General features: G+C 63.7%; 23 protein-coding genes. 11 read left to right on the forward strand and 12 right to left on the reverse strand.

Going from position 1 to position 25,911, the window contains the following annotated elements; genetic code table 11:
* Nucleotides 1–75: 75 nt before the first annotated feature.
* From ACXZ1M_RS24515 to ACXZ1M_RS24530, 4 genes are read right to left on the reverse strand one after another with little or no spacing between them, the layout of a single operon-like run.
* The gene (locus tag ACXZ1M_RS24515) at nt 76–1,182 is read right to left on the reverse strand and encodes a patatin-like phospholipase family protein (protein WP_459050207.1); all 1,107 of its coding nucleotides are present in this window, start codon (nt 1,180–1,182) and stop codon (nt 76–78) included.
* A gap of 19 nt (nt 1,183–1,201) precedes the next feature.
* A complete protein-coding gene (locus tag ACXZ1M_RS24520; RefSeq protein WP_459050208.1) occupies nt 1,202–3,334 on the reverse strand; it encodes a TonB-dependent receptor plug domain-containing protein in 2,133 nt (710 codons plus the stop codon).
* A 3-nt stretch (nt 3,335–3,337) separates the two neighbouring features.
* Nucleotides 3,338–4,957: a M56 family metallopeptidase gene (locus ACXZ1M_RS24525; RefSeq protein ID WP_459050209.1), complete on the reverse strand. Its 1,620-nt coding sequence runs from the start codon at nt 4,955–4,957 to the stop codon at nt 3,338–3,340.
* Nucleotides 4,936–5,316, reverse strand: coding sequence for a BlaI/MecI/CopY family transcriptional regulator (locus ACXZ1M_RS24530; RefSeq protein ID WP_459050210.1), 381 nt, complete (start codon nt 5,314–5,316; stop codon nt 4,936–4,938). Before ACXZ1M_RS24530 ends, ACXZ1M_RS24525 begins: the two co-directional genes overlap by 22 nt.
* Nucleotides 5,317–5,556: 240 nt before the next feature.
* On the opposite strand from ACXZ1M_RS24530, the gene trhA reads away from it, so the two are divergent.
* From trhA to ACXZ1M_RS24575, 9 genes are all read left to right on the forward strand, one after another.
* Complete coding sequence (gene trhA, locus ACXZ1M_RS24535) at nt 5,557–6,174, forward strand: PAQR family membrane homeostasis protein TrhA (protein WP_459050211.1); 618 nt, start codon at nt 5,557–5,559, stop codon at nt 6,172–6,174.
* A gap of 13 nt (nt 6,175–6,187) precedes the next feature.
* Nucleotides 6,188–7,069, forward strand: coding sequence for a LysR substrate-binding domain-containing protein (locus ACXZ1M_RS24540; RefSeq protein WP_459050212.1), 882 nt, complete (start codon nt 6,188–6,190; stop codon nt 7,067–7,069).
* A gap of 94 nt (nt 7,070–7,163) precedes the next feature.
* A complete protein-coding gene (locus tag ACXZ1M_RS24545) occupies nt 7,164–7,322 on the forward strand; it encodes a hypothetical protein (protein ID WP_459050213.1) in 159 nt (52 codons plus the stop codon).
* Nucleotides 7,323–7,479: 157 nt separating this feature from the next.
* Nucleotides 7,480–7,857: a LiaF transmembrane domain-containing protein gene (locus tag ACXZ1M_RS24550; RefSeq protein WP_459050214.1), complete on the forward strand. Its 378-nt coding sequence runs from the start codon at nt 7,480–7,482 to the stop codon at nt 7,855–7,857.
* The gene (locus ACXZ1M_RS24555; RefSeq protein WP_459050215.1) at nt 7,854–8,570 is read left to right on the forward strand and encodes a LiaI-LiaF-like domain-containing protein; all 717 of its coding nucleotides are present in this window, start codon (nt 7,854–7,856) and stop codon (nt 8,568–8,570) included. Before ACXZ1M_RS24550 ends, ACXZ1M_RS24555 begins: the two co-directional genes overlap by 4 nt.
* Entirely contained in the window at nt 8,570–9,649 is a 1,080-nt protein-coding gene (locus tag ACXZ1M_RS24560; RefSeq protein WP_459050216.1) for a sensor histidine kinase, read from the forward strand. Before ACXZ1M_RS24555 ends, ACXZ1M_RS24560 begins: the two co-directional genes overlap by 1 nt.
* A gap of 1 nt (nt 9,650) precedes the next feature.
* The gene (locus tag ACXZ1M_RS24565) at nt 9,651–10,382 is read left to right on the forward strand and encodes a LytR/AlgR family response regulator transcription factor (RefSeq protein ID WP_459050217.1); all 732 of its coding nucleotides are present in this window, start codon (nt 9,651–9,653) and stop codon (nt 10,380–10,382) included.
* Nucleotides 10,382–11,203 (forward strand): AraC family transcriptional regulator, encoded by an 822-nt coding sequence (locus tag ACXZ1M_RS24570; protein ID WP_459050218.1) that lies wholly within the window; start codon nt 10,382–10,384, stop codon nt 11,201–11,203. The genes ACXZ1M_RS24565 and ACXZ1M_RS24570 overlap by 1 nt, the downstream gene beginning before the upstream one ends.
* Nucleotides 11,204–11,219: 16 nt before the next feature.
* Nucleotides 11,220–12,473 (forward strand): FAD-dependent monooxygenase, encoded by a 1,254-nt coding sequence (locus tag ACXZ1M_RS24575; RefSeq protein WP_459050219.1) that lies wholly within the window; start codon nt 11,220–11,222, stop codon nt 12,471–12,473.
* Between the two features lie 24 nt (nt 12,474–12,497).
* On the opposite strand, the gene ACXZ1M_RS24580 is transcribed toward ACXZ1M_RS24575, so the two are convergent.
* From ACXZ1M_RS24580 to ACXZ1M_RS24610, 7 genes are all read right to left on the reverse strand, one after another.
* Entirely contained in the window at nt 12,498–14,810 is a 2,313-nt protein-coding gene (locus ACXZ1M_RS24580) for an ATP-dependent DNA helicase (RefSeq protein ID WP_459050220.1), read from the reverse strand.
* Nucleotides 14,807–16,447, reverse strand: a complete 1,641-nt coding sequence (locus ACXZ1M_RS24585) for a VRR-NUC domain-containing protein (RefSeq protein WP_459050221.1) — start codon at nt 16,445–16,447, stop codon at nt 14,807–14,809. Before ACXZ1M_RS24585 ends, ACXZ1M_RS24580 begins: the two co-directional genes overlap by 4 nt.
* A gap of 90 nt (nt 16,448–16,537) precedes the next feature.
* Entirely contained in the window at nt 16,538–17,071 is a 534-nt protein-coding gene (locus tag ACXZ1M_RS24590; RefSeq protein ID WP_459050222.1) for a phasin family protein, read from the reverse strand.
* A 72-nt stretch (nt 17,072–17,143) separates the two neighbouring features.
* On the reverse strand, nt 17,144–17,353 hold the full coding sequence (locus ACXZ1M_RS24595; protein WP_459050223.1) for a hypothetical protein: 210 nt from the start codon (nt 17,351–17,353) through the stop codon (nt 17,144–17,146).
* A 3-nt stretch (nt 17,354–17,356) separates the two neighbouring features.
* Nucleotides 17,357–18,514 carry a GGDEF domain-containing protein gene (locus ACXZ1M_RS24600; RefSeq protein ID WP_459050224.1) on the reverse strand — a complete coding sequence of 386 codons (1,158 nt, stop codon included), beginning with the start codon at nt 18,512–18,514 and terminating at the stop codon, nt 17,357–17,359.
* 84 nt (nt 18,515–18,598) lie between these two features.
* Nucleotides 18,599–20,812, reverse strand: a complete 2,214-nt coding sequence (locus ACXZ1M_RS24605; RefSeq protein WP_459050225.1) for an ATP-binding protein — start codon at nt 20,810–20,812, stop codon at nt 18,599–18,601.
* 73 nt (nt 20,813–20,885) lie between these two features.
* Nucleotides 20,886–21,296, reverse strand: coding sequence for a winged helix-turn-helix transcriptional regulator (locus tag ACXZ1M_RS24610; protein ID WP_459050226.1), 411 nt, complete (start codon nt 21,294–21,296; stop codon nt 20,886–20,888).
* A gap of 94 nt (nt 21,297–21,390) precedes the next feature.
* Between ACXZ1M_RS24610 and ACXZ1M_RS24615 the strand changes: the two genes are divergently transcribed.
* The gene (locus tag ACXZ1M_RS24615) at nt 21,391–22,239 is read left to right on the forward strand and encodes an NAD(P)H-binding protein (protein WP_459050227.1); all 849 of its coding nucleotides are present in this window, start codon (nt 21,391–21,393) and stop codon (nt 22,237–22,239) included.
* On the opposite strand, the gene ACXZ1M_RS24620 is transcribed toward ACXZ1M_RS24615, so the two are convergent.
* Nucleotides 22,234–23,838 carry an alkaline phosphatase D family protein gene (locus tag ACXZ1M_RS24620; protein WP_459050228.1) on the reverse strand — a complete coding sequence of 535 codons (1,605 nt, stop codon included), beginning with the start codon at nt 23,836–23,838 and terminating at the stop codon, nt 22,234–22,236. The two genes, ACXZ1M_RS24615 and ACXZ1M_RS24620, sit on opposite strands and share 6 nt — an antisense overlap.
* A 187-nt stretch (nt 23,839–24,025) precedes the next feature.
* Between ACXZ1M_RS24620 and secD the strand changes: the two genes are divergently transcribed.
* Nucleotides 24,026–25,894, forward strand: a complete 1,869-nt coding sequence (secD, locus tag ACXZ1M_RS24625) for a protein translocase subunit SecD (RefSeq protein WP_459050229.1) — start codon at nt 24,026–24,028, stop codon at nt 25,892–25,894.
* The last annotated feature ends 17 nt before the right edge of the window (nt 25,895–25,911 follow it).

The raw sequence follows: 25,911 nt of genomic DNA on the forward strand, positions 1-25,911 counted from the left end.
AAAAGCAACGAAAATTATCAATTTAGAATGTAAAATATTTTTATTGCATGACTAGTTTCATTACGTGAATAGTTTTCAAGGCTCGATGCTGCTCAGCGGCTTGCTGTGGCGGTTGGCGCGGCGGATCGGCGGCTGCTGGCGCAGCGGCCGCGCCAGCGCTTCCTGGGCACGCTCGTAGCCGTACTGCCACTGGTCGTTCATGTGCTGGACGAAGGTTTCGTAATGCGGCGGCATGCGCAGCTCGATGCGGTTGCGCAGCCAGTCCAGCTTTTGCTGCATCTGCTGCTTTTCCAGCACCACCGACACATCCGACGAATCGATGCGCATGTCGGCCAGGTGGGTGTTGGCGTAGCGCAGGCGCGCGTTGCCGTCCACGCCCAGCACCGCGCGCCAGGCCGGAATCGAGAACACCTGGTCGAACGCTTCCTTGAACTCCATCACCACTTCCGTGCCCAGCCGGCGCGCGATTTCGACCGGGAACAGGTCGAGCACGCCGCCGATGTACTCGTCGCCGCGATGGTGGGCGCAGCGGAAGTAGATCATGTCGGCGATGGAGATGCGGGCCGCTTCGGTGACGTCCACGCCGCTGTCGGTCAGCAGCTCGCGCGCCACCGCGTGGTCGCCCCAGCGCGGCGCGTTCAGCGGCGAGTCCATGCCCTGCAGCGCGGCCGCCGCGCGCGCGCCGCAGAACACCGTCTCCGCGTACAGCTTGCGCTGGCCGCGCGGCTGGCCGACGTCCGAGCGGTCGAACAGCAGCTTGCCGCCGATGATGGCGACGTCCACTTGCGGCGTGCCGCTGGCGGGCGGGAAGGGCAGTTGCGGCGGAATCTCGAACAGGTAGTCGCTGAACAGGTCCGGTATCACCGGCGCGTTGTGCTTGCCCAGCTTGCGCTTGGCCGCGCGCAGCAGGGTGCCGAGCAGCACGGCGTTTTCGGTCGAGCGCAGCCCGCACCAGAAGTTGTACATCTGTTCGGACGAGAGCCAGTCGCGCTGGGCGTCGGGATCGGGCAGGTTGTGGATGATGGCGGCGGCGATGGCGCCGCCGCAGCTGGCCAGCAGCACATCCGGCGCCTTGCCGGCTTGCCGCAGCGCGGCGTACATGCCGATGTAGATGCCGAAGCGGAAGCCGCCGCCTCCCATCACCATGCAGCGTTTATATGGGGGAGTCGATTCTTGCGTCATAGCCCGCCACCATATCACATTACAGTTGGTGCTCCAGCATGAGGCGCAGGGTGGCCCGGGTGGGCGTCAGGCGGATGCGCTGCGTGACGCCGTCGGCGCCGGTGTAGACGTAGGTTTCGCTGGCCTGCTGGCGCAGCAGGTTGTTGGCGGAGAAGCGCAGCTGGGTTTTGGCGTTCATCTTCCACAGCGCGTAGAGATCGAGTTCGCGTTTCGGGCTGGCGCTGGTCAGCACCAGGGCGGACTGGCGCGACGGCCCCGCCGCCTGGTAGTTGATGCCGCCGCCGATGGTCCATTGCGTCCAGCGGTAGTCGGCGCTCAGGTTGGCGGTGGCCGGGGTCTGTCCTTCGAGACGGTTGTCCGGGCCGGGCACGTTGTCGACGCGCGACCAGTTGCGCGACAGGTTGGCGCGCACGTCCAGCGCCTTGGTCAGCCGCAGCTTGGCTTCCAGCTCCACGCCATGGGTGCGCGCATTGCCGTCGTTGAACGGCGCCTCCACCCATGCGCCGTCCTGCTGGAACAAGCGGCTTTGCGTGACGTCGCGGATGCGTCGCATATAGGTGCTGGCGCTGAGCAGCGCGCCGTCGCCGAGATACTGTTCGTAGGCCGCGTCCAGGCCCCATGCGAGTTCCGGCCGCAGGTTTGGATTGCCCTGTTCATCGGGATTGGTGGGGTTGTTGTTATTGTCGCTGGTGTAGCGGCGCGGCACCAGCTTGACCAGCGGCGGCGCCTTGTAGGTGCGGCTGAGCGCCAGCCGCAGCACGTCCTTGTTGGCCAGCTGCCAGCGCGATTGCAGCGACGGGCTCCATACCGAGGAGCTGGCGTCGAGGGCATCCGGCGCGTTGGCGGCGATGGCGCGGCTGGCGGTGTCCAGGCGTTCGTGGCGCAGGCCGAGGTAGAGCGAATACTGTTTCGTCACCTGCCATTCGTCCTGCGCGAACAGCGCCAGGCGGTTGACGTTGGCGCGGTAGTCGGCGTTGTTGGCGCCCGTTTGCTTGCCGGCGGCGTCGAACAGGATCTCGTTGCGGTCTTCGCTGCGCACCGCGTGGCTGGCGTCCCAGCCCAGCGCGATGGCGTGCTGTTCGCCCACCGGGTGGCGATACGTGCCGGTGCTGGTGATGGTGTTCTCCACCGGCCCCGAATCAACGTGGTGGCGGCTCAGCGGCTTGCCGTCCGCGTCCCGGCCGTGGAAATCGAACACCCCCGTGCGGCGGTTGGTGCTGGCGCCGAGTTTCATTTCCAGTTTGGCGCCGCCGGCCAGCAGGTGCGTCCAATTCAGATCGCTGCGCAACATGACGAAGTTGGCGACGAAGTCGGCGTCGTTGTGCGGGTATTCGCTGTGCGCGCCGATCAGCGCTGTTTCGTCGGCGCGGGCGTTGTTGTCCATGCGGCGCAGGTAGGCGAAGCTTTGCCAGCTCAGGGTGTCGCCGTCGGCCAGCTTCCAGTTCAGGCGTGGCGTCAGGGTGAGGGCGTCGGTGCGGCCGGATTCGGTTTGCGGCGTGCGGCGCAGCAGGGTGAGCGTGCCGTTGGTGTCGCGCTGTTCCTGCCAGTCGGTGAACGGTTTTTCGTTGTGCTTGCGAGTGAGCGTGGCGGCCAGGCTGTAGGAGTAACCGTCGTTTTGGTCCGACAGCTGGGCACTCAGCGCCGGCGTGCTGGCGTTGCCTTGCCGCGCGAGGCTGGCGCTGACCGAGCGCTGGCCGCGCGTGATGGCCTTTTTCAGGATGATGTTGATGGCGCCGGCGACGGCCTGGTTGCTCAGTTCCGCCGTGGCGCTGCGCAGGATTTCGATGCGTTCGATGGTTTCCGGCGCGATGCTGTCCAGAGAGAATCCGGCGGCGACCGGGTCGCCGTTCAGCAGGATCTGGGTGTAGCCGTTGCCCAGGCCTCGCATCTGGATGGCACCGCCCTGGCCGGGCGTGCCGGAGATGCTGACGCCGGGCAGGCGCTTGAGTACATCGGCCAGGCTCTGGTCGCCCTGGCGGATGATGTCGGCGTGGTTGATGACGATGCTGGCGGTTGTCTCGCGCTGGCGCTGGTCGGCGCGGACGGCGGTGACTTGGACCTGCTGCTCTTGATACGCTTGCGGCGTTTCGGACGCGCAGGCGCAAGCGGAGACCGCCAGCAGCAGGCTGCCGGTGATGCGTGGTGCTGACATGGCTTATCCCTTAGGTGTTTGCTGGCGGCGGACGTTGAGCGCGTGCGCGGTGGCGTTGGTGTCGAGGTTGGCGAACCTGGAGGCCGGGTCGACGATCTTGCCGTCGCGGCGCATCTCAAGGTGCAGGTGCGGGCCGGTGGCGAAGCCGCTTGCGCCGACAGTGCCGATGCGTTGGCCGGCCGTCAGGCGCTGACCGGGGACGACGGCGATGCTGTCAAGGTGAGCGTACAGCGATTGTTCGCCGCCGTGGTCGATGATGACGGTGTTGCCGTAGCGGCCGCCGTTTTCGGCGATCGGTCCGGCTGCGATGACCGTGCCGGCGGCGGTGGCGTGGACCGGCGTGCCTTTGACTGCGGCGAAGTCGATGCCCTTATGCGGCGTCGGCAGCACGCTGCGGATCACGCCGAAGAAGCTGGTCACGCGGACCTTGTCCAGCGGCGCGCGCCAGTGTTCTGGTGGCGCGGCCACTGCGGCGGCGGGTGGCGCCGCATCGGGATTCATCGGGGAGGGGGCGGTGAATGCCAGCGCTGGCTGCAGCATCGCGGTCAGTGCGAGGACGGCTGCCAGTGCTGCTGCGATCATCCATGCGATGGTGGCGTTCAGCGTGGGCAGGCTGTCCAGCTGCATGTAGCGCAGGCGGGCGGCGATGGTGGTGCCGCCGAAGGCCACAGCGCCGGCCGGTGCGGCCGTGGTCCATTGCTGGAGCAGGGCGGCGGCGTACTGCTTGCGTTGCTGTTGCGGGCGGCCGGCCAGCACGTGCTGGTCGCAGTTCAGTTCCAGCGCCCATGCCATTTGTGTCGACATCCAGCGCAGTGCGGGATTGAACCAGAAGATCAGCTGGAGGCATGCGGCGATGGCGAGGCACAGCGGATCGCGTGCGCGCCAGTGATGGAGTTCGTGGGCGACGATCATTTGCTGCTGCTCGCGGGTGAGGGCGTCCAGATGGGAGGGCAGCAGCAGGCGCGGACGGCGGACGCCGATCAGCATCGGCGAGATGGCGGCGTCGGTGCGCAGCACGGTCAGCTTGTGTCGGGTGATTTCTTGCAGCTGGCTGGTGGTGAAGGCGCCGTGTGCGTGTAGTTCTTGCGCCGACAGGCGGCGGGCGCTGTCCAGTAGGGAGCGCCACACGCGACGCGCTTGCAGCAGTTTGACGATGGATCGCGCCAGGCCGGCGGCGTAGATGAATAGCCAAAGCGCCGCCAGGAACGGGAGGGCGCGCATGAGCGTTGTCGGCGTGCCGGTTTGAGGCGCGACGGTCGCGGACGCCGGCAGCGGCGGTTCGGTGTCAGGCATGGCGAGCACGGTCGCTGGCGTGGATGCGGGCAGCGCGGCCTCCGGGGCCAGCGCGGTTAGCGAGGCCGCATCGTCGGCGGTCAGCGTGATCGATGGCGTGGCGCCGATCTGCGCGCTGTGCGGCAGGAAAGGCAGCAGTGCGGCGGCGGCGATGACGGCTTGCGCCGCCAGCCACACCGCGCGCCGTGTGCGCAGCGCCGGCCAGCGGCGCGCTGCGGCGTCGAGCACCAGCCACGCCAGCAGGCCGGCCACCAAGGAGCTGGCGCTGGCAAGCAGCCATTGAAAGCAAAACAGCGTCACGGCAGCCATCACGCTTCGTCCGTCGGCCAATCCTGCAGCATCTGCTCCAGCTGCGCCAGCTCCTGCTGATCGACCAGCTTGCTGCCGGTGAACATGGTGACCGGCAGCGGCGCGTCGATCTCCATCACGCGCCGGCCGAAGTCATGGGCGAAGGCCGCCAGCGTGCCAACCTTTTCCAGCCGCGCGCTATACACGTTCACGCCGTGCAGCACCTGCACGGCCACCATCTGCTTCTCCAGCATCCGGTCCAGCGTCTTGCGGGTCGACGAAAACGACCACGCCAGCTCGTCGGCGGCGGCATCGTGGATCTCGCGCGCACTCAGCGGCTGCTGCTTCCACAGCACTTTCAGCAAGGTCAGCTCGGTGACCGAAGGAATAACACCCGACATAATTGATCCTCTATGCGACTAATGGGATCATTGTGCGACACCTGTCGCAATCCCGTCAAGCGAATATATGTCATTTTGTAACATTGCTTCAGATAAATTGCAGATATGCTAGGATGAACTTTCTGCTAATTAGCAAGATGACACGATTGCATGAAACCAGCGGCGTGAGCAAGCGAGGCGCTATACAATGCCTGTGGCCGCAGCTATCCCAGCCGCAGCCGTCTAAGCATTGGAAGCAATATGTATCACGGAGAGCGCTTCAACAGCATCACCCACACGGTAGGCGCTGCGCTGGCCGCGATCGGCGGCACGCTGCTGATCATCCAGGCCTCGCGCACCGGCGATGTCTGGAAAATCGTCAGCTTCAGCATCTATGCCGTCACGCTGCTGGCCCTGTACCTGACCTCCACCCTGTATCACAGCGTGCGCGGCCGGGCCAAGGACGTGCTGCGCAAGATGGACTATTGCGCCATCTACCTGCTGATCGCCGGCAGCTACACCCCGTTCACGCTGGTCAGCCTGCGCGGACCGTGGGGCTGGAGCCTGTTCGGCGTGGTGTGGGGACTGGCGCTGATCGGCATCGTGCAGGAACTCATGTTCGCCAAGGGCGCGCGCGTGTTGTCATTGCTGATTTACGTGGCGATGGGTTGGGTCGGCGTGATCGGCGCCAGCCCGCTGATCGACGCGTTGGGCTGGAACGGCTTTATGTGGCTGGCGGTCGGCGGCCTGGTTTATACACTGGGCATCGCCTTCTTCGTCACCGACCACAAATGGCGTTACGGTCACGGCGTCTGGCATTTGTTTGTACTGGGCGGCAGCGCATGCCATTTCGGCGCGGTGCTGCTGTACGTGGCGTAAGGATAGAACACCCGTGGATATCAATTCGGACGATTTAAAGACCTTCATTACCGTGATCGATAGCGGCACCCTGAGCGCCGCGTCGGTGCACCTGGGGCAGACCACGTCCGGCGTCAGCCGCGCGCTGTCGCGGCTGGAGGACAAGCTCTCCACCTCGCTGCTGACGCGTACCACGCGCCGCATGGAGCTGACCGAGGAAGGCCAGCTGTTCCTCGAAAAAGCGCGCGCCATCCTGGGCGCCATGGAGGAAGCCGAGGAAACCATCCGCATCCGCCGCCAGAAACCGGCCGGCCGCTTGTGCGTGGACGCCGCCTCGCCCTTCATGCTCCATTGCGTGGTGCCGCATGTGGCCGAATTCCGCGCCATGTATCCGGACATCCGCCTGGAATTGAGCAGCAACGACCAGATCGCCGACCTGATCGAGCACCGCACCGACATCGCCATCCGCATCGGCACGCTGAACGACTCGACCCTGCACGCGCGCGCGCTCACCTCCAGCCCGCTGTACGTGCTGGCCAGCCCGGACTATCTGGCACGCCATGGCACGCCGACCAAGCCGGAGGACCTGGCGCAGCACTCGGTGCTGGGCTTCGTCCAGTACGAGCTGGGCAACCAGTGGCCGCTGCGCCATGCGGCCGGCAACAGCCTGCCGGTCACGCCGTCGATTTCCGCCTCCAGCGGCGAGACCCTGCGCCAGCTGGCGCTGGCCGGCCAGGGCATCGTCTGCCTGGCCGACTTCATGACCCGTGCCGACATCGAGGCGGGCCGCCTGGTCAAGGTGCTGGAAGCGGACTACACCGGCTATCGCCAGCAGATCCACGCGGTCTATTACCGCAATACCCAGCTGGCCCAGCGGATCAGCTGCTTTCTGGAGTTTTTGCAGCAAAAACTCTGATCTGTCCAGTGTGCGGAGCCGTACAGAATCGTTCGGGGGGCAGGCCTACACTGTACTTACCGAATAACGATGTTTCCGCCCACCGGAGGTCATCATGACGAACACTACGCACCCTTCAAAGCACCTGGTCCGCGCTTATCTTGAGCGTCGCACGCACGAAGTGAAGCCGCCGCCAACCCCCGAAGAAATCCGCCGCCAGCTCGGCTGGGGCCTGATGGGCTTTGAACAAAAGCTCGGCAACGGCCGCAACTGAAAGCAACTGAAACCGTCCCTGAGAAAAACTCACGCCAATGACGCTGTGAGTTTTTTTTCGCCGTTCACCGGCACTTTTCCGCCATTCGCCGAATAGCGGTTTCCCCTTCCTCCGTTCCCCGGTATTGTTATATCCATACCGAACAGGGGGAACCATCATGAACGTAGACACTGCATATCGCTGGCGCCAGCAACTGGTCTGGGGCATCGCGCTGATCGCGATCGGCTCGGCCGTACTGCTCGAGCGCCTGGACATGCTGGAGCTGGACATCAACTGGATACAGATCTGGCGCTACTGGCCTTGGCTGCTGGTCATCAGCGGCATCGTCAAACTGATCCCGCCGACCACGCCGCGCTATCTGCTCAACGGCATGTGGGAGATCTTTTTCGCCGGCTGGTGGTACGTTTCCTTCAACCGCATCTGGGGCTGGGGCTTCGGTGAGACCTGGCCGGCGCTGGTGGTGGCCGCAGGTGTCGGCCTGCTGCTGCGCCCCTTGCTGGACAATATCTTCGCATCGACCAAGGAGCAAGCATGAAAACCCGCCGCGAACGCAATCCCGCCACGCAGATGATCATCGGGCTGTTCGTCATCGGCCTGGGCATGCTGTTTTTGCTCGATAACCTGGGCTGGATGGACCTGGACCTGCGCATCCACCTGATCCCGACGGTGCTGATCGGCGCCGGCATCCTGAAGGTGATGCAGACCCGCACCCAGTCAGGCATTGTGATCGGCGGCGTGATGATCGCGGCCGGCTCCCTGATCATGCTCAAGGAAATGGGCTTCATCGATATCGGCTGGCGCACACTGTGGCCGCTGCTGATGATCGCTGCCGGTGTGGCGGTGGTGGTCAAGTCGACCACCAACCGCAAGGTGCTGGAGCAGCAGGTGCTCGATCCGCTGGCCAAATCCGATCCCGAGTCGGCCGTCAACTACACGGCCATCATGGGCGGCTTCAAGCACCGCATCACCACGCAGGATTTCCGTGGCGGCGAAATCACCGCCATCATGGGCGGCTGCGACCTCGACCTGCGCCAGTCCTCGATCGTCGGCGACGCCGTGCTGAACGTGTTCGTCATGTGCGGCGGCATCACCCTCAAGGTGCCGATCGACTGGACCGTGGTGTTCGATGGCACGCCGATCATGGGTGCGTTCGACGAAAAAACCGTGCCGCCTACCGGTCCCGGTTCCGGCAAACGCCTGATCGTGCGCGGCTACGTCATCATGGGCGGCATGGAAGTGCGCAACTGATGCGGGAGATTTCTGCAACACGGCGAGGAACAGTCATCTACCTGCTGGTATGGCTGTTCCTCGGTTGCGCTTTGGGCGGGGTGATTTCGCTCGCCAGCGATACGCCGGTGGCCAACGCCATGCTGTTCGCGATTCCCATGAACCTGTGGTACGCCTTTGCGGCGGGTTATTCTGCGTATTACCTGTGCCGCGCCTACCCGCTGGGTGTGCGCAGCGCGGCGCAGACGGCGCTGGGTTTGACGGTGACGGCGCTGGTGCTGGGTTTTTTGTGGCTCATCATCGGCAACCTGTGGAATGCCTTGTGCCAGTTGCTGGGCGCGGGATGGAGCGGCATCGAGATCACGCCGCAGCTGTCGGTGCTGATCGTGGTGCTGGGCGTGCTGCTGTACGGCTTTGCGGCGGCGCTGCATTACCTGGTGATCGAATTTGTGCGCGCCAAGAACGCCGAGCAGCGCGAGCTGGAATCGCTGTTGATGGCGCAGGAAGCGGAACTGCGCATGCTGCGCACGCAGATCGATCCGCACTTCCTGTTCAACAGCCTCAATTCCATCAGCGCGCTGACTTCGCAGGACCCCAAGGCGGCGCGCCGCATGACGCTGGAGCTAGCGAGCTTCTTCCGTCAGAGCCTGGGCATGGAGGCGCATAAGAAGGTGACGCTGGGCGAGGAGATGGTTCTGATACGGCACTTCCTGGCGATCGAGCAGGTACGCTTCGGCGAGCGTCTGCAGGTGGAGGAGGATATCGGCGAGGGTGCGGCGCAATGCCTGGTGCCGCCGATGATCATTCAGCCGTTGGTGGAAAACGCGGTCAAGCATGGCATCTGCAATATGCCGGAAGGTGGCATGGTGCGCATCACGGCGCGGCGGGCGGGGTCGATACTGCATATCGGCGTGGCCAATCCGGTGGATGCGGACATGGCGTCGATCCGCAGCGAAGGCCATGGCATAGGCTTGAGCAATGTGCGCCAGCGCTTGTCGGGCGCCTATAAACACGAAGCCGGCATCCAGTGGGGCCGGCAGGACAACAGCTTTGGCGTGGACATCACGATGCCCGCGCAAACGAGCGAACAAGGGGATTAGCATGCGTATCATCATCGTGGACGATGAAATGCTGGCGCGCGGTGTGGTGCGCGAGTATTTGTCCGAACATGCGGACGTGGAGATCGTGGCCGAATGCGGCAATGGCTTCGAGGCGGTGAAGGCGATCATCGAGCTGTCGCCGGACCTGGTGTTCCTCGACATCCAGATGCCCAAGCTGGATGGCTTCGAGGTGGCGGAACTGGCGGGGGCGAAGACGCGCTACATCTTCGCCACGGCCTTCGACCAGTATGCGATCAAGGCGTTCGAATTCCACGCGCTCGATTATCTGTTGAAACCTTTCAGCCAGCAGCGCTTCGATCAGGCGCTGGCGCATGCGCGCGCCAACCTGGGCGCCGGCGGCGAGGCGGTGGAGAGGATGGTGCGCGAGGCGACCGGCCGTCACAAGCCGCTGGGCCGCGTGCTGATACGCGACGGCGCCAAGGTCCACGTCATCAATGCCGACAAGATCGAGCATGTGGAAGCGCAGGACGACTATGTGCAGATCCGCTCGGAGGGCAAGTCCTACCTGAAGAACCAGCGCATGGCGGAGCTGGAGGAGCAATTGGATGCGGAGCAGTTCCTGCGCATTCATCGCTCCTATATCGTCAACATCGCGTTCGTGGACCGCATCGAGCAGGCCACCAAGGATAGCCACGTCGCCATCCTGAAGGACGGAAGCCGCGTGCCGATCAGCCGCAGCGGCTACCAGAAGATACGCGCCGTGGTGCAGTAATGTTCCACGAAGAGTTTGACGCGCCGGAAGGGCTGCGCGACGCCATCAAGTGCTTCTGGCATAACCGCTGGGACTTCGGCGCGCAGCCGTCCAGCTTCGAGGTGCTGCCCGACGGTTATGCCGAGATCATTTTTTGTTTCGGCAGCGTGGCGCGCGATGGTGTTGTGCTGTCGTCGCCGTTCATGATGGGATTGCTGAACCAGCCGGTGGTGTTCGAGGCGGCGGGAAGGCTGGAGATCATCGGCGTGCGCTGCTATCCTTGGACCGTATTCGATCTGCTTGGAATGCCGCCGGGGAAGCAGGGCGTGCAGGCCTTCGAGCATTCGATCGCGGCGCTTCAGCCGGTGCTGGCAGGGCATGTTGCTGCCGGCGATATCGCGGCGGCGGTGGCCGAGGTTCAGCGCTATTTCTTGCATGCGCCGGCGCAGGTTCGGCTTGCGGTGGACGGCACCTTGTCCAAGGCCGGCGCCGCGCTGCGTAACGCCGGCGGCGCCATGCCGGTGAGCGAAGTGGCGGCGGCAGCCCATGCCACGTTGCGCACGCTGGAGCGCAAGTTCAAGCAGTCATCCGGCCACACGGTGAAGGATGTCTCGGGCCTGATGCGCTTCGAACAGGTACGCAATCGGTTGTGGAACGCGTCGGGCGTCAATCTGGCGGACCTGGCGTGCGAGTTGGGCTACACCGATCAATCGCACCTGAGCCGTGAATTCAAGCGCTACAGCGGCGCCACGCCGGCCGCCTTCGCGCGCAAGGCGCAGCAGGGCCGGCAGGCCGTGGGCGATGATTTTGTCGCGTTTGTACAAGCGCCGCGCGAGGACTGAGCCCTACACTGCGGGCATGAAAACACCTTATCACGTCATCATTGCAGGCGCCGGTCCCGTGGGGCTGCTGCTGGCCTGCGAACTGGCCCTGGCCGAATGCTCGGTCCTCATCCTGGAAAAGGCCGCCGATCCACACTCGCCATTGAAGCAGCTGCCGTTCGGCATACGCGGGTTGAATGCGCCATCGATCGCCGCGCTGCACCGGCGCGGCCTGCTGGACGAGATGGAAGTGCCCAAGCGGCTCAAGAATCCATTCACCACCGCGCCGAGCAAGCAGGCCGGCCACTTTGCAGGCATCCCGCTCGACATCGACAAGATTGACATGGCGCGCTTGCAGCAGCTGGCGCCCGATGCGCCGGCGCTCAGCATGTTGTCGGAGATGGCGGAGCTGGAGAGCGTGCTGACGCGCCGCGCGCTTGCGCTGGGCGTGGAGATCCGGCGTGGGATTGCGATCACCGGCGTTCAGCAGAACGTCGACAGCCCGCATGTTGATGGCGCGGACGGCCGGAGCGTAAGTGGCGATGGCGGGGGCGGCTCCGGCGTCACCGTGCAGGCGGGTGAGCTGTCGTTTGCCGCTGAATGGCTGGTCGGCTGCGATGGCGCGCGCAGCGTTGTGCGCAAGGAGGGCGGTTTCGAATTCGCCGGTACCGAGCCGGAATTTACCGGCTACTCGGCCAAGGTCGATATCGCCGATCCCGAGAAGCTCGGCGCCGGCCGCATGGTGACGGAGCGCGGCATGTACTTCCAGTCGCAGCCGGGCTACCTGAACCTGCAGGACTTCGACGGCGGCGCCTTTCACCAGACAGGCCTGCCGATCACGCTCGAACATCTGCAAGCGGTATTTCGCCGCATCTCCGATACCGACGTCACCATCAACGCGCTGCACATCGCCACCACCTGGACCGACCGCGCGCGGCAGGCGACCAACTACCGCAACGGTCGCGTGCTGCTGGCCGGCGACGCCGCCCACATCCACTCACCGCTGGGCGGCCAGGGCCTCAATCTTGGAATCGGCGACGCCGTGAACCTCGGCGCGAAACTCGCCGCCACCATCCACGGCACGGCGCCGCCAGGACTGCTGGACAGCTACCACGCCGAGCGCCATCCCATCGGCGCGCGCGTGTTGGACTGGTCGCGCGCGCAAGTCGCCATCATGCGGCCGACGCCGGAAGGCCGCGCGCTGAACGCCATCTTCCGTGATCTGCTTAACACGCGGGATGGTGCGACGTACGCTGCGGGCCGCATATGGGGCGTGCACAATGCGTGCTGAGTGCCGAGTGAGTTAGGGCCTGATTCAGGCCGTCTCGATGCGCCACCAACTGGGCATCAACTCCTGAATTTCCGGCCGGCTGAAACGGTCGTCGATCAGATACACCGTGCCACGGTCGGACTGCGTGCGGATCACGCGGCCGGCGGCCTGCACCACTTTCTGCATGCCGGGATAGGTGTAGGTGTAGTCATAGCCGGCGCCGAAGATGGTTTCCATCCGCGCGCGTATCTGCTCGTTGACCGGATTGATTTGCGGTAGGCCCAGCGTGGCGACAAACGCGCCGATCAAGCGTGCGCCCGGCAAGTCCACGCCTTCGCCGAAGGAGCCGCCCAGCACGGCGAAGCCGATGCCTTCGCTGTCGAGCGTAAAGCGTTCCAGGAACTGCGCCCGCTCCGCTTCGTCCATGCGGCGCGACTGGCGCCACACCGGCACGTCCGGATGCAGTTCGCTGAACTGCGTGGCGGCCTTCTCCATGTAATCGAAGCTGCTGAAGAAGGCCAGGTAGTTGCCGCGCTGGTTCGCATACTGCTTGCCCATCAAATCGGCGATGGGGCGCAGCGATTGCTGGCGATGCTGGTAGCGCGTGGAGATGTGCTTCGCCACCTGCACCGACAACTGCTCCGCCACGAACGGTGATTCCACATCCACCCATGCCGTGGACTCCGGCATGCCGAGCATGTCGCCGAAGTAGTTCCATGGACTGAGCGTGGCCGAGAACAGGGCCGTGGTGTGCGTGCTTTCAAAGCGCGGCTTCAGGTACGGGGCCGGCACGATGTTGCGGATGCAGAGTACCGAGTTGCTGTTGCTGGCGCGCGCACCTGGAGATTTTTCGATGTCGAACAGCGCGTGGTCGCCAAAGCTTTCCGCCAGCCGCGCGAACATCAGCGCGTTGAAGTAGAAGCTTTGCAGGTCCGGCTCCACGTAGCCGGGATGGTCGGCCATGTAATCGGAGATGGCGGTGGATGCGGTCTGCAAGGCGCCCATGAATTTTTCCGGCAGCTCGGAGTAGGACTGGTACTCGGCCGTCTGGTCTTTCTCCAGCTGGTTCCACTGCTTGTGCACGCGGTCCAGCGGCTTTTTCAATTCCTCGGGAACGATCTTGCGCAGCAGGCGCAGGCTGTCGTGCTCCATGTCGGCCGAATACATCTTGCGCGCGCGGGAGACCATGTTGTGCGCCTCGTCCACCAGCACGTTGACCTTCCAGTCGTTGAGCTGCGTGAGGCTGTGCAGCATGGCGCTGCTGTCGAAGTAGTAGTTGTAGTCGCCGATGACGATGTCGCACCAGCGCGCCAATTCGCTGCTCAGGTAATACGGGCAGACGTTGTGGGCGAGGGCGATGGCGCGCAAGGTGTCGCGGTCCAGCGCCGGCGGGGCACTGGCGTGGCCGGCGCCTCCGGACGGCGCCATGATGGCCAACGCCGATACACGCGCGGCTGGCAGGCGGTCGTAGAAGCCCTTGGCCAGCGGGCAGGATTCGCCGTGGCAGGCTTTGTCCGGGTTGACGCAGGCGGTGCTCTTGGCCGCCAGCTCCAGGGTGCGCAGCGGCAGCAGCGGTGCGCCTTCGCGGATCAGGTCCACCGCGTCCAGCGCCATCTGGCGGCCCGAGGTTTTCGCGGCGAGGAAGAAGATCTTGTCGACGCCATGTTCGGCGCTGGCCTTCAGCATCGGGAACAGGCTGCCGACCGTTTTGCCGATGCCGGTGGGCGCTTGCGCCAGCAGGCATACCTGGCGATTGCTGGCGCGGTACATGGCTTCGGCCAGCTGGCGCTGGCCGGGACGGAAGTCCCCGTAGGGGAAGCGCATGGCCTTCAGCTGCAGGTCACGTTCTGCGCGATGCGCCATCTCCTGCTGCGCCCATTGCAGAAACAGGCCGCACTGCTGCGCGAAGTAGTCTTGCAGGCCGGCCGCCGTGTGATCCTCGTGCAGCACGGTTTCCTTCTGGCTGCCGATGTCGAAGTACACCAGCGCCAGGCGAATTTTTTCCAGGCCCTGATCCTGGCATAACAGGTGACCGTAGACCTTGACCTGCGCCCAGTGCAGCGCGCGCTGGTTGTCCGGCATCTTCTTCAAGTCGCCGCGATAGGTTTTGATTTCTTCCAGGCGGTTGGCGCGGATGTCGTAGCCGTCGGCGCGGCCGCGCACGTGCAGCGGGCCGAAATCGCCGGACAGCGAAATCTCGGTCTGGTAGTCGTCGTCGCGGCGCGAGGTCACCACGCCGTGGCCGGCGATGCCTTCCTGCGCGGTGGGCGAGGGCGTGAAGCGCAGATCGAGGTCGCCGGTCTTGGCGGTGAACTCGCACAGCGCGCGCACCGCCACGGTATAGCGGGCCTGCGTCATGCCGCCCACTGCAGGTAGCAGACCGAAATCGGCATCTGGTGGCGCGCGCAGTATTCGATCCAGCGCAGCTGGTTGTCCTGCAAGCGGTCGCCGGGGCCTTTTACTTCGATCATGTTGTAGCGGCGCTCGGCGGGCCAGAACTGGATCAGGTCGGGGAAGCCGCTGCGGTTGGATTTGATGTCCTGCAGGATGCGCTCGAAAGCGCGCTTCAGGTGCAGTGGCGGAATGCAGTCCAGCGCCAGGTCGAGCAGGTCTTCATCGATGGCTTCCCAGTACATGAAGGGCGACTGGATGCCTTGCTTGGCGGCGTAGTTGGCGCGGATGGTGGCGCGGTAGTGGTCGCCGTCGAGCTGAGCCAGCGCCTCGCCGAACTGCAGCGCGCGGCGGCGTTGGAAGTCGGCGCTGTGCAGGTCGGCCGGGCCGCGATGGTAGGGATGGAAGAACGCGCCCGGTATCGGCGAGAACACGGCATCCCAGCACAGCAGGCCGAACAGGGAATTCATCAGCGAGTTCTCGACATAGTAGACCGGCGCGTCCTCGCGGCTCAGGTGGTCGCGCACCACGAACTCCACATAGGCGGCTTCCTCCGGCGGTGGCAGGCTCAGGTCGATGCGCTGCGCTTGCGCCAGCGACACCGGCGGCGGCTTGGCGTGACCAAGCTTGCGCGCCAGGCGCGGCGCCATGCGCAGCAATTGCTGGCGTTCGGCTTCGCTTTCCGGCGCCTGCATGGCCGTTTGCAGCAGATCGAAGGCTTCGCGCGGCTGCTCGTTTTTTTCCAGCACGCGGATGGCGCGCGCGCGGGCGCCGGGATAATCGCAATCGGCGTAGATGGCGTGGGCCAGCGGCCAGTCGGCCAGCTTCTCCACGTGCTGCGCGATGGCGAACATCAGTTTGTTGCGGCGGCTGCGCAGCCATTCGTTGTCGGGCGCGCAGGGCGGCAGGTCGCGGATCACGTCGGCCGGCGCTTCGCCGTCGGCAAAGCGTTCGTGGCACTGGTGCAGGGCGAGGAAGTCGTCGATGTCGCGGCGGCAGCGGAAGCCGCGCGCGGCCGGCGAGAACGGTACTTTTTCGTACTGGTAGATGCCGAGGTCGGACAGCACGAACTCGGTCCAGTCCTGATGGTAGTTGCCGAAGAAGATAAGCCGCAGGCGGTCGCACAGCTCCTGCATCAGATTGCGGTAGACGTGGTCGCCGGAATTGGTGTACCAGCCGGAGAAGCGGTGCTCGGCGTCGTACTGCTCGCGCAGCGCTTCCAGCTGGTCGGCCTTGCGCAGATGGCGGACGTGCGGCGCCAGCTGGAAGACTTTGACGATCTCGGGCTTTTGCAGCAGCTCGAACAGCGCCTCCAGGCCCAATTGCGGATCGTCCTCGATCAGGCCCAGTTCGGCCAGCGGACGGGCCGCCTCGTGCGTGCTGCCGATTTCCGCGTAGACCAGCTTGCTGGCGCGGAATACCGTTCCCTTGCGCATGACCATGCGCACGAACAGCGCGCGTGACGATTGCGGCAGGGTGGGGAAGGTGGCGAGGAAATGGCGTTCTTCGGCGGTTAGCAGATCGTCGTAGCGTTCGCCGATCCATGCCAATACCTGGTGAAAATTCTCCAGATAGTAGAACGGATTTTCCAGAACTTTGATCATTGCGGCAAGAAGAAGGGCGGACGGCGATTAACTGTATTTATGTACAGTGTACCGCGTCCCCCTCCGCTTGCAAAGTAAAAAAGCCGAAGTTTATTTTTTGGTGACCAGGGCGTTGGCTTTGGCGATTTCCGCTTCCACCGCTTCCACCGCCTGCTTGGTGGCCTTGGTGACCTGCTCGTAGCCAGCAAAGGCGTTGTCGATCGCGGTTTTGACGATCTGCACCGCGTTTTCCGAGCCCGGACGCACGTTCTTGGTGACGTCGTGGATCAGCGCGCTCAGGTTGTTTTTCGCTTCCACCACGTGGGCGTCGGCGGCGCGCGTGAATTCTTCGCGGATGTCGGCGATGATGTCGCCCAGCTGCTGCTGGTAAGCCGCCGCGCCGGCCACGCCCGGCTGGATCTGCTCGGCGGCCAGCTTCATCGCCGCTTTGGGATCTTGCGCCTTGCTGATTTCCTTGCCGGCGGCCAGGCCGTCTTCAATATTGGATTTGGCGGTGGAGATATTGAGGGCGATGACTTGCTCTACACCCTGCACCGTCTTGCTGGTGAGCATGTTGAAGGTCTCCAGCTGAAACTCGAATAACGATTTGGTGATGTTGGCAAATTGTTCGGGATTCGTAAACATACAGTCTCCTCCATAGTGAATGTGGGATGCAGCTTGCAGCGATTCCGGTTTTACCGTGTTTTTGTGATTTGATTATCTAGTAACAATTAACTTTACGCAACGGGCATCGCGAAACGGCCCGTAGGCCTTTTCCCAGCCCGGTCCCAGCGGTGTCTGCGAGCAGAACAAGGCACCGTCGATCTTGCTGCGCCATTTCCACCATGGCGCCGGTTCGGCATTCAGTGCGCCGCAGTGCAGGGCCAGCATCAGCACCGCGATAATTCTCGAATTAAAGGCTTGCATGGTTCACACCAGTTGTTGCGCGCAGACGCGATTGCGGCCGCTGTTTTTCGCAGCGTACAGCAAATTGTCGGCGGCCGCGATCATGTTGACGTGCGCGTCGTGCGTGGAGGTGGCGAAATCCACACTGGCGACGCCGAAACTGGCCGTGATCGCGATGCGCCGGCCGTCGTGCTCGACCGGCGCGGCGGCGAGCCCCTGGCGCAAGCGTTCGGCCAGCAATGTGCCGCCGCCCAGGTCAGTTTCCGGCAGGATCAGCAGGAATTCCTCGCCGCCGTAGCGCACCACGCTGTCGATGCTGTCGCGCGTCATCGATTGCAGCAGCGCGGCGAAGCGTTGCAGCACGGCGTCGCCGCCGTAGTGGCCGTAGGTGTCGTTGACGGCCTTGAAGTGGTCGAGGTCGCACATGATGACCGTCAGGCTGAGCCGATAGCGCTGGGCCCGCGAGATTTCCGTTTCCAGCAGCTGTTCATGTAGGTGGCGGCGGTTGTAGCAGCCGGTCAGCGGATCGCGCACCGACAGGTTCTTGAGCACCATCTGCGCGCTGTATTCTTCGCGCCAAAGGATCTGGTAACGCCGCGCCGCCACGTAGCCGAACAGGTTGGTCAGCGCCAGCAGCGCCGCGATCGTGGCCAGTTCGATGCTCGGCAAACCACTCAGCCACCATGCCAGGGCCATGAACAGGGCGGTGGCCAGCGCCGCGATGGTGGCCGCGTAGACCAGGCGGTTGGGAATGTAGATGTACAGCACGATGACGACTATGGACATCGAGATCGCGTGCAGCGAGAATTCGTTCGGCCGCAAGGCGGCGATCAGCAGGAAGCCGGCCGCGCCCGTCACCTCGACGATGTTGGCGGCCAGCCGCGTTGCCGGAATCGAGTCCGGCCGCCGCTTGAGCAGCGCCAGGCAGGCCAGCACCGTGCCCGCCACCGCGAGCCGCGCGCCGACCAGCAGCCAGGTTTTCATCTGGTAGCCGACCCACAGCAGGTCGCTCAGCGCGAAGCACAGGTAGAACAGGGCGCAAAATAGAAACGTGACGCGCAATTGTCCCTGCGTCATCGCCAGTTGATGCCGCAGGAAGGCGGTTTCAGTGGTGCTGTCGCAGAACTCGCAGCGCAATGCCGCGACTTTGATTGTCCTGGACGGAACCGGATGGGGTTGCATGGCCGCTACTCTCCGCTGTGCGCCGGCTGCTTGCCGGTCTGCTACGGCAATTATACGTCTGCAACAGTTGCGGAGCGGAAAAAATCACCGTGGCGCGACTTTCGGCAGACGCAACATGAAGCTGGCGCCTCCGCCGGGCGTGCTGGCGGCGTCGATGCGGCCGCCCAACACGCCGGTGACGATGTTGTGTGTTATATACAAACCGAGCCCGGAGCCGCCGGCGCCCAGCCGCGTGGTGAAGAAGGGATCGTAGATGCGCGGCAGGTTTTCCGGCGCGATGCCGACGCCGGTGTCGCTCAGGGTGAGGGCGATCTCGCCGTTGGCGCTCTCGTGCGCGGACAGGGTGATGTTGCCGTGGGCGTCGCCGCTGCGGCCGCCGCGCTCGCTGAAGCCGTGCACCAGGCTGTTGTCGATCAGGTGGCGCAGCGCCCGCGTCAACGCCCCCGGATAGCTGTCCATTTCCAGCCAGTGGTCGACATCCTCGATCAGCTCCAGCCCCTGCCTGGCGACCTCGCCCTGGACCGCTTGCAGCAAAGCCGCCACCACGTCGCCCAGTACGAAGCGGCTGCGCTGGCTGTCGTCGCTGTCGAGCGCGATGTGCTTGAAGCCGGCCACCAGCGCGGCGGCGCGGTTCAGGTTGCGCAGCACCACTTCGTCGGCCGCTGCTGCCTGCTCCAGATAGCTTTCCAGCGCCGAGCGCCGCAGCCCGGTTTTCAGCTCCTCGCGCAGCGCGGCGGTGCGCTCGCTCATGCTGCCGGCCATGGTCAGGCTGTTGCCGATCGGCGTGTTGAGCTCGTGCGCCACGCCGGCCACCAGCGCGCCCAGGGCGGCCAGCTTGTCGCGCCGCACCAGTTCCTGCTGCGTCATGCTCAGGTTGTCGAGCACGGTGCTCAGTTCTTCGTTGGCCAGTTCGGCTTCCTGCTTGGCCTGTTGCAGCTCGGCGGTACGTGCCGAGACCAGTTCTTCCAGGTGGTCGCGGTGGCGCTCGAGCTCTTCCTCGCGCCGCGCACGGGCGATGGCGATGCCGGCCAGGTGGGTGGCGGTGTGGATCAGGCGGCGGTCTTCCTCGTCGGGCGCGCGCTCCTCGTTGTAGTACATGGCAAACGAGCCCAGCACGGTGTCCTTGTCGAGCAGGATGGGCGTCGACCAGCAGGCCCGCAAGCCGAAGTGGGCGGCGGTATTGCGGTAGGGCGTCCACAGCGGATCGTTGAGGATGTCGCTGACGATCACCGTTTCCTTGCGGTACATGGCGGTGCCGCAGGAGCCGGCCGCCGGCCCGATCGGCAGGCCGTTGAGCGCGCTCATGTATTCGGCCGGCATGCTGGGTCCGGCCGCGCTTTGCACGGTCGCACCATCCGGATTGAGCAGCATGACGGTGCAGTGGCCGTCGTCGATCTGGGCCTCGATCAGGCGCACCAGGCGGTCCAGCGTTTCCAGCAGCGGCGCGCCGCGCGCGATCATTTCCAGCAGCGCGTTCTTGCCGTCGCGCAGTTCGGCCGCCAGCTTGCGCGGCGTGACATCGACGATGCGCACATGCATCAGGCGGTGTTCCTGCGTGGTCAGCGGCACCATGCGCAGCTCGCAGGTGAGGGGACGGCCGGAACTGTGCAGCATCTCCAGCTCGAACACCTGCACCGCACCGGACATCACCTGCTCCAGGTCGGTGGCGAAGACGTGCGTGCTCGGCTGGCCGTCCGGTTGCAGGGGCGGGCACAGCGACAGCAAATCGGTTTGCAGCAGTTCGGTCTCGGTCATGCCGAACAGTTGCCGGGTGCGGCGGTTGACGTCGAGGATACGGTTGCTGCCGCGCTGCAGCAGCAGGATTGCGTCCGGCGAGCCGGCCAGCATGGTGTGGTAGTTGACTTCCAGCGTGGCCATGGTCGGCATGCCGGCCAGCACCGGCGCTGGCGAGATCGCTTGCAGGTAGAGCAGGATTTTCTCGGCCATCTCGTCGATGGGCAGGCTCATCGGCAGGTAAGCGGCAGCGCCGGCCTCGTGGGCACGGATGCGTTCTTCCTCGCCGGGATGGCTCGACAGCAGGAAAACGGGCAGTGGCTGCTGGCTTGCTTGTTGCAGTCTTGGGCAAAGTTCCAGGCTGGCGCTGCCGGCCAGCGCCACGTCCAGCAACACCAGGGCGAGCTTGCCGTTGCGGGCGGCGGCCAGCGCTTCGTCGCCACGGTTGACGACACGCACCTCGAAATGGTGACGGCGCAGCATCCGACGCAGCGCGGCGGCGTCATACGCCGTGCTGGCGACTATCAGGATGGTTTGCGGCTGGTCGGCAGAGAACGGCGGCATCGTGTCTCAGTGGTGCGGTTCCGCAGGGCGGCGTAGACCTAGTGTATTACAAGTTTGGCATGTGTGGACAATGTTATGCCGCCTTGCGTGCGTAGTCCTGCTGGGCTTCCAGGATGAGCGGGAATTTGGTTTCGATCCAGTCCACCAGCACCTCCAGCCGCTCGGCCGCCTCGCGCCCCAGCGGCGTCAGGCTGTATTCCACGTGCGGCGGCACCACCTGGTGCGCCACGCGCAGCACCAGGCCGTCGTGGGCGAGGGCGTCCAGCGTTTGCGCCAGCATCTTTTCGCTGACGCCGCCGACCGCCCGGCGCAGCTCGCTGAAGCGGTGGGTGCGTTCGAGCAGCATCACCATTACCAGCACGCCCCAGCGGCTGGTGATGTGGCCGAGCACGGCGCGCGAAGGACAGTCCGCCGCCATCACCTGCGCCTGGCGCGGGCCCTGGTTCATTTCCTGGATGGTATTGCGCAGCGAACGATTGCTCATGATGGGCTCCATGGGTACTTACTAAAATGTGCGTACTTACAATTCGTAAGTATAGCCTATATGATGGACTCATCCACTTTTAAAGGAGAAGTTCATGATCATCGTTACCGCTGCTACCGGCCAACTGGGCCGCCTGGTGATTGCCAGCCTGTTGAAAACCACGCCTGCTGCGCAGATCGTCGCCGCCGTGCGCGACCCAGCCAAGGCGGACGACCTCGCCGCCCAAGGCGTGCAGGTGCGCCGCGCCGATTACAGCGATCCGGCCTCGCTGGACGCGGCCTTCGTTGGCGCCACCAAGGTGCTGCTGATTTCGTCGAACGCGCTGGGCAACCGTGTCGCGCAGCACCGCAATGTGATCGAGGCGGCTGCGCGCGCCAAGGTTGGTCTGCTGGCCTATACCAGCGTGCTGCACGCCGATCGTTCGACGTTGGGTCTGGCAGGGGAGCATCGCGAGACCGAAGCAGCGGTACTTGCCTCGGGCCTGCCTTTTAGTTTGTTGCGCAATGGCTGGTACGTGGAAAACCACACCGGCGGGCTGGGCGGCGCGGTGGCGCATGGTGCACTGGCAGGATCGGCGGGCGAGGGCCGCATCTCGGCGGCGGCGCGTGCGGACTATGCCGAAGCGGCGGCAGCGGTGTTGGCCAGCACTGGCCCGGTGGAGCAGGTGTATGAACTGGCGGGCGACACCGGCTTTACGCTGGCGGAACTGGCTGCTGAAGTGTCGCGCCAGACCGGCAAGGACATCCCGTTCCACAACCTGCCGCAAGCGGACTACCACGAGATGCTGATCGGCCTCGGCCTGCCAGCCCCGCTGGCCGACCTGATCGCCGACTCCGACGCTCAAGCCGCCCAAGGCGCACTGTTCGACGACAGCCGCACCCTGAGCAAGCTGATCGGGCATCCGACCATCTCCTTGGCCGCAGCCGTCAAAGCCGCGCTATAAACCCACCGCCGGCAGCGTCTGCGCAAACTGCGAGACGCCGTCGAGGTTGAAAAGCTCGACCTTCATCGCCTTCGTCCGTGGGTCGATATTGACTTCACCAAAGAACTGGTAACCGGCGAATGGCGATGAGTTCTGGATCAGCGGACTTTTCGAGAAGACAGCGGTCGGGCCGAAGGTTTTGTCGAGCACGCCCGGGCCAAAGGTGCCGGCGTTCATCGGGCCGGCGACGAATTCCCAGAATGGGGAAAAGTTCGTGAACTTGGCTTGGGCGGGATCGTAGTAGTGGGCGGCGCAGTAGTGGACGTCGGTGGTGATCCAGACCACGTTGGGAACTGCCTTAATACTGCTGAGTAGGCGGGCCATTTCGAGTTCGCGGCCGAGTGGAAGGCCGTCGTTCCCGTTGGCGAGGGCCTCCCATAAGGCTTCACCCTGCGCGTTCTTGCCGTCGCCGACGTTGAGGCCGATGGGCATGTCGGCGGAGATGACTTTCCAGGTTGCGGTCGAGGCTTTCAGCCCGGCGATCAGCCATTCCACCTGCGCACTACCCAGGAATGCAGACGTGGCGTCTTCCGCCGTTTGCAGATTGGTGCTGTTCGGGCCACGGTAGCTGCGCATGTCCACCACGAACAAGTCCAGCAGCGGGCCGTGGGAGATGGTGCGATACAGGCGCTGCGGCTCGCTTTGCTTGTAATAGCGCATCGGCGCGTATTCAAGGAAGGCGCGACGGCCACGGGTAGTGAGGGTCGCAATGTTTTTTTCGGTGTAACGCGCATCGGCCGATAAATCCTTGGAAGCGCTATAGTTATTCGTCACTTCGTGATCGTCCCATTGCCAGACCTGCGGCACTTGAGCGGCGAACTTGCGGAAGTTCGCGTCCATCATATTGTAGGCATGGCGGCCACGGTACTCCTTCAGCGTTTCCGCGACCTTGCTGACTTCTTCCGTGACCAGATTGCGCCAGACCTGGCCGTTTTCCGCCGTTACCTGGGCCAGGATCGGGCCGTCGGCATAAATCGTGTCGCCGTTGTGGACGAAAAAGTCCGGATCGCGCAAACGCATCGCTTCATAAATTTTCATGCCGCCAAAATCGGTGTTGATGCCCCAGCCCTGGCCGCACTGGTCGCCGCTCCAGTGAAAACGCACTGGCCGGGTAGCATCGGCAGTCGGCGTGGTCCTGAATTGACCCAAGATGGTTTCGCTTTCGATTTTTGAATTGCTGGGATCCACATAGCGCACGCGCACGAAGACCGTTTGGCCGGGAGGCAAGCCGCTCAGGTCGACACGGGTCGTGAAATCGGTGGCGTCGCTGGCAGTGGGGCCAACGATGCGGCTGGCATTGTTGAAACGGTCGCTGGTATCGTATTCGACTATCATCTGCGCGTTGCGGTCGCTCCGGCTCCAGATGATCGCCCGATTATCAGTGATGTCGCCAAACTGTATCCCCGACGGCATCTTGGGCCGTTCGTTCTCACTGACACCGATCGCCGTAGGGCTGTTGCTGCCGCAACCTCCAAGCAGCAGGGAGCCTCCCAGTGCCGAGCTACCCACGAAAGCCCCACCTTGGGCCAGGAAACTGCGACGCGAAATCGATGAAGTCATGCTTGCTCCGATCATTTAAGAACGGACAAGCTTAGTTTTTTAATATGACATCACGATGAAATCGTCAACGGAGCGGGAGGGCCGCGCTACGTAATTTATCAGAGTCAAAAATATTCTCTTGATCCTCTCTTGTTTGTCGAAATAACAACCTCAACTCATGCGTACTCGACAAATCAGAGAGAGAGACATGAACCGATACCCAATCTGGAAGTACATCCTGATTGCCGTCGCCATTTTGCTAGGTGCGCTATACGCCGCGCCGAATTACTTTGGCGAAGTGCCCGCAGTACAGGTGACCAACGGAAAATCCAACGTCAAGATTACACCTGAGATTCGCACCCGAGTCGCCGACGTACTAGCGAAAGGGGGTATCGATTACAAAGAGCTTAGCTATGACAACACCGGCGCCTCCCCCTTCGTCAGCGCCAGCTTCGCTAGCCCAGATATCCAGTTCCGCGCAAAATCTGCGCTAGACCAAGGCCTGAATTCCGACCTGAGTGATCCGACCTATATAGTTGCCCTGAACCTGCGGGCTGATACGCCCAAGTGGTTGCAAGCGTTACACGCAGTGCCGATGTATTTGGGCCTCGACTTGCGGGGGGGCGTTCACTTTCTCATGCAAGTCGACACCAAGGCCGTGCTCAACAAGCGCATACAGGGGATACAAGCGTCCACTCGCACCATCTTGCGCGACAAGGACGTGCGCCACGCCGGCATTGCGCGCGAAGGCGATACGATCGACATCAAATTTCGTGACGACGCTAGCCGGCAGCGAGCGAAAGAGGTATTGGCTGGACAACTCAGTGGATTGGCATTTACCGAGGCCGGCAAAGGCAACGACCTGAAAATCACTATTCGTTTAAAGCCGGAAGCACTGAAGCAAATCGTCGCCGATGGCGTGCAGCAAAACATCAACACGCTAGCCAAGCGCGTGAACCAGCTGGGTGTCGCGGAGCCAGTGATTCAGCAGCAAGGCATCGACCGTATTGTGGTTCAACTGCCAGGAATGCAAGACGTGGCGCGCGCACGTTCGGTAATTGGCCGTACAGCCAGTTTGGAAATACGCATGGTCGATGATGCGATCACGCCCGGCAGCGAATTGTCCGCATCGATTCCGTTCAGCGACGAACTGCTCACTGCCGGCAAGGATGCGCCAGTGGTCGTGTACAAGGACGTGGTACTGACTGGTGACTACATCACTAGCGCCGTCGCTGCCTTCGACCAGAACCAGCGTCCCGCCGTGAATGTGGAACTAAATAACGAAGGCCGCCGCCGCATCAGTGAAGCCACCACCGGCAAAGTCGGCAAGCGGATGGCAATAGTATTGTATGAAAAAGTCGGCAAGCCAGAAGTTCTATCCATCCCTATGATTCAGCAGGAACTCAATGGCAGCGGATTCAATATCACCGGCATGGGCACGTCCGACAGTGCCGCAGAGCTGGCACTGCTGCTGCGCTCCGGCGCGCTGGCCGCACCAATGGAAGTGATCGAAGAACGCACCATCGGTCCTGCACTGGGCGCCGAGAACATCAACAAGGGCATGCACTCGACGCTGTACGGCTTTGCCGCGATTGCGATCTTCATGATTGCATACTACATGATGTTCGGCTTCTTTAGCGTGCTGGCGCTGGCCTGCAACCTGTTGTTCCTGCTGGCGATCCTGTCGCTGATGCAAGTGACCCTGACCCTGCCGGGCATGGCCGCTATCGCGCTGGCGCTGGGTATGGCGATTGACTCCAACGTGCTGATCAACGAGCGCGTGCGCGAGGAACTGCGTGCGGGCGCGTCGCCGCAGCAGGCCATCGCCGCCGGCTTCGATCGTGCATGGGCCACCATCATCGACTCCAACGTGACCACCCTGATCGTGGGCGTGGCGCTGTGGGTGTTCGGTTCCGGCCCGATTCGCGGCTTCGCCGTGGTGCACACGCTGGGTATCCTGACCTCGATGTTCTCCGCCGTGTTTGTGTCGCGTGGCGTGGTCAACCTCTGGTACGGCCGCAAGAAAAAGCTGCAATCGATCGCCATCGGTACCGTCTGGGTACCAGGTCAGAAATAGTCGGATATAACTCGGGG

The organism is Duganella paludis (assembly GCF_054461335.1).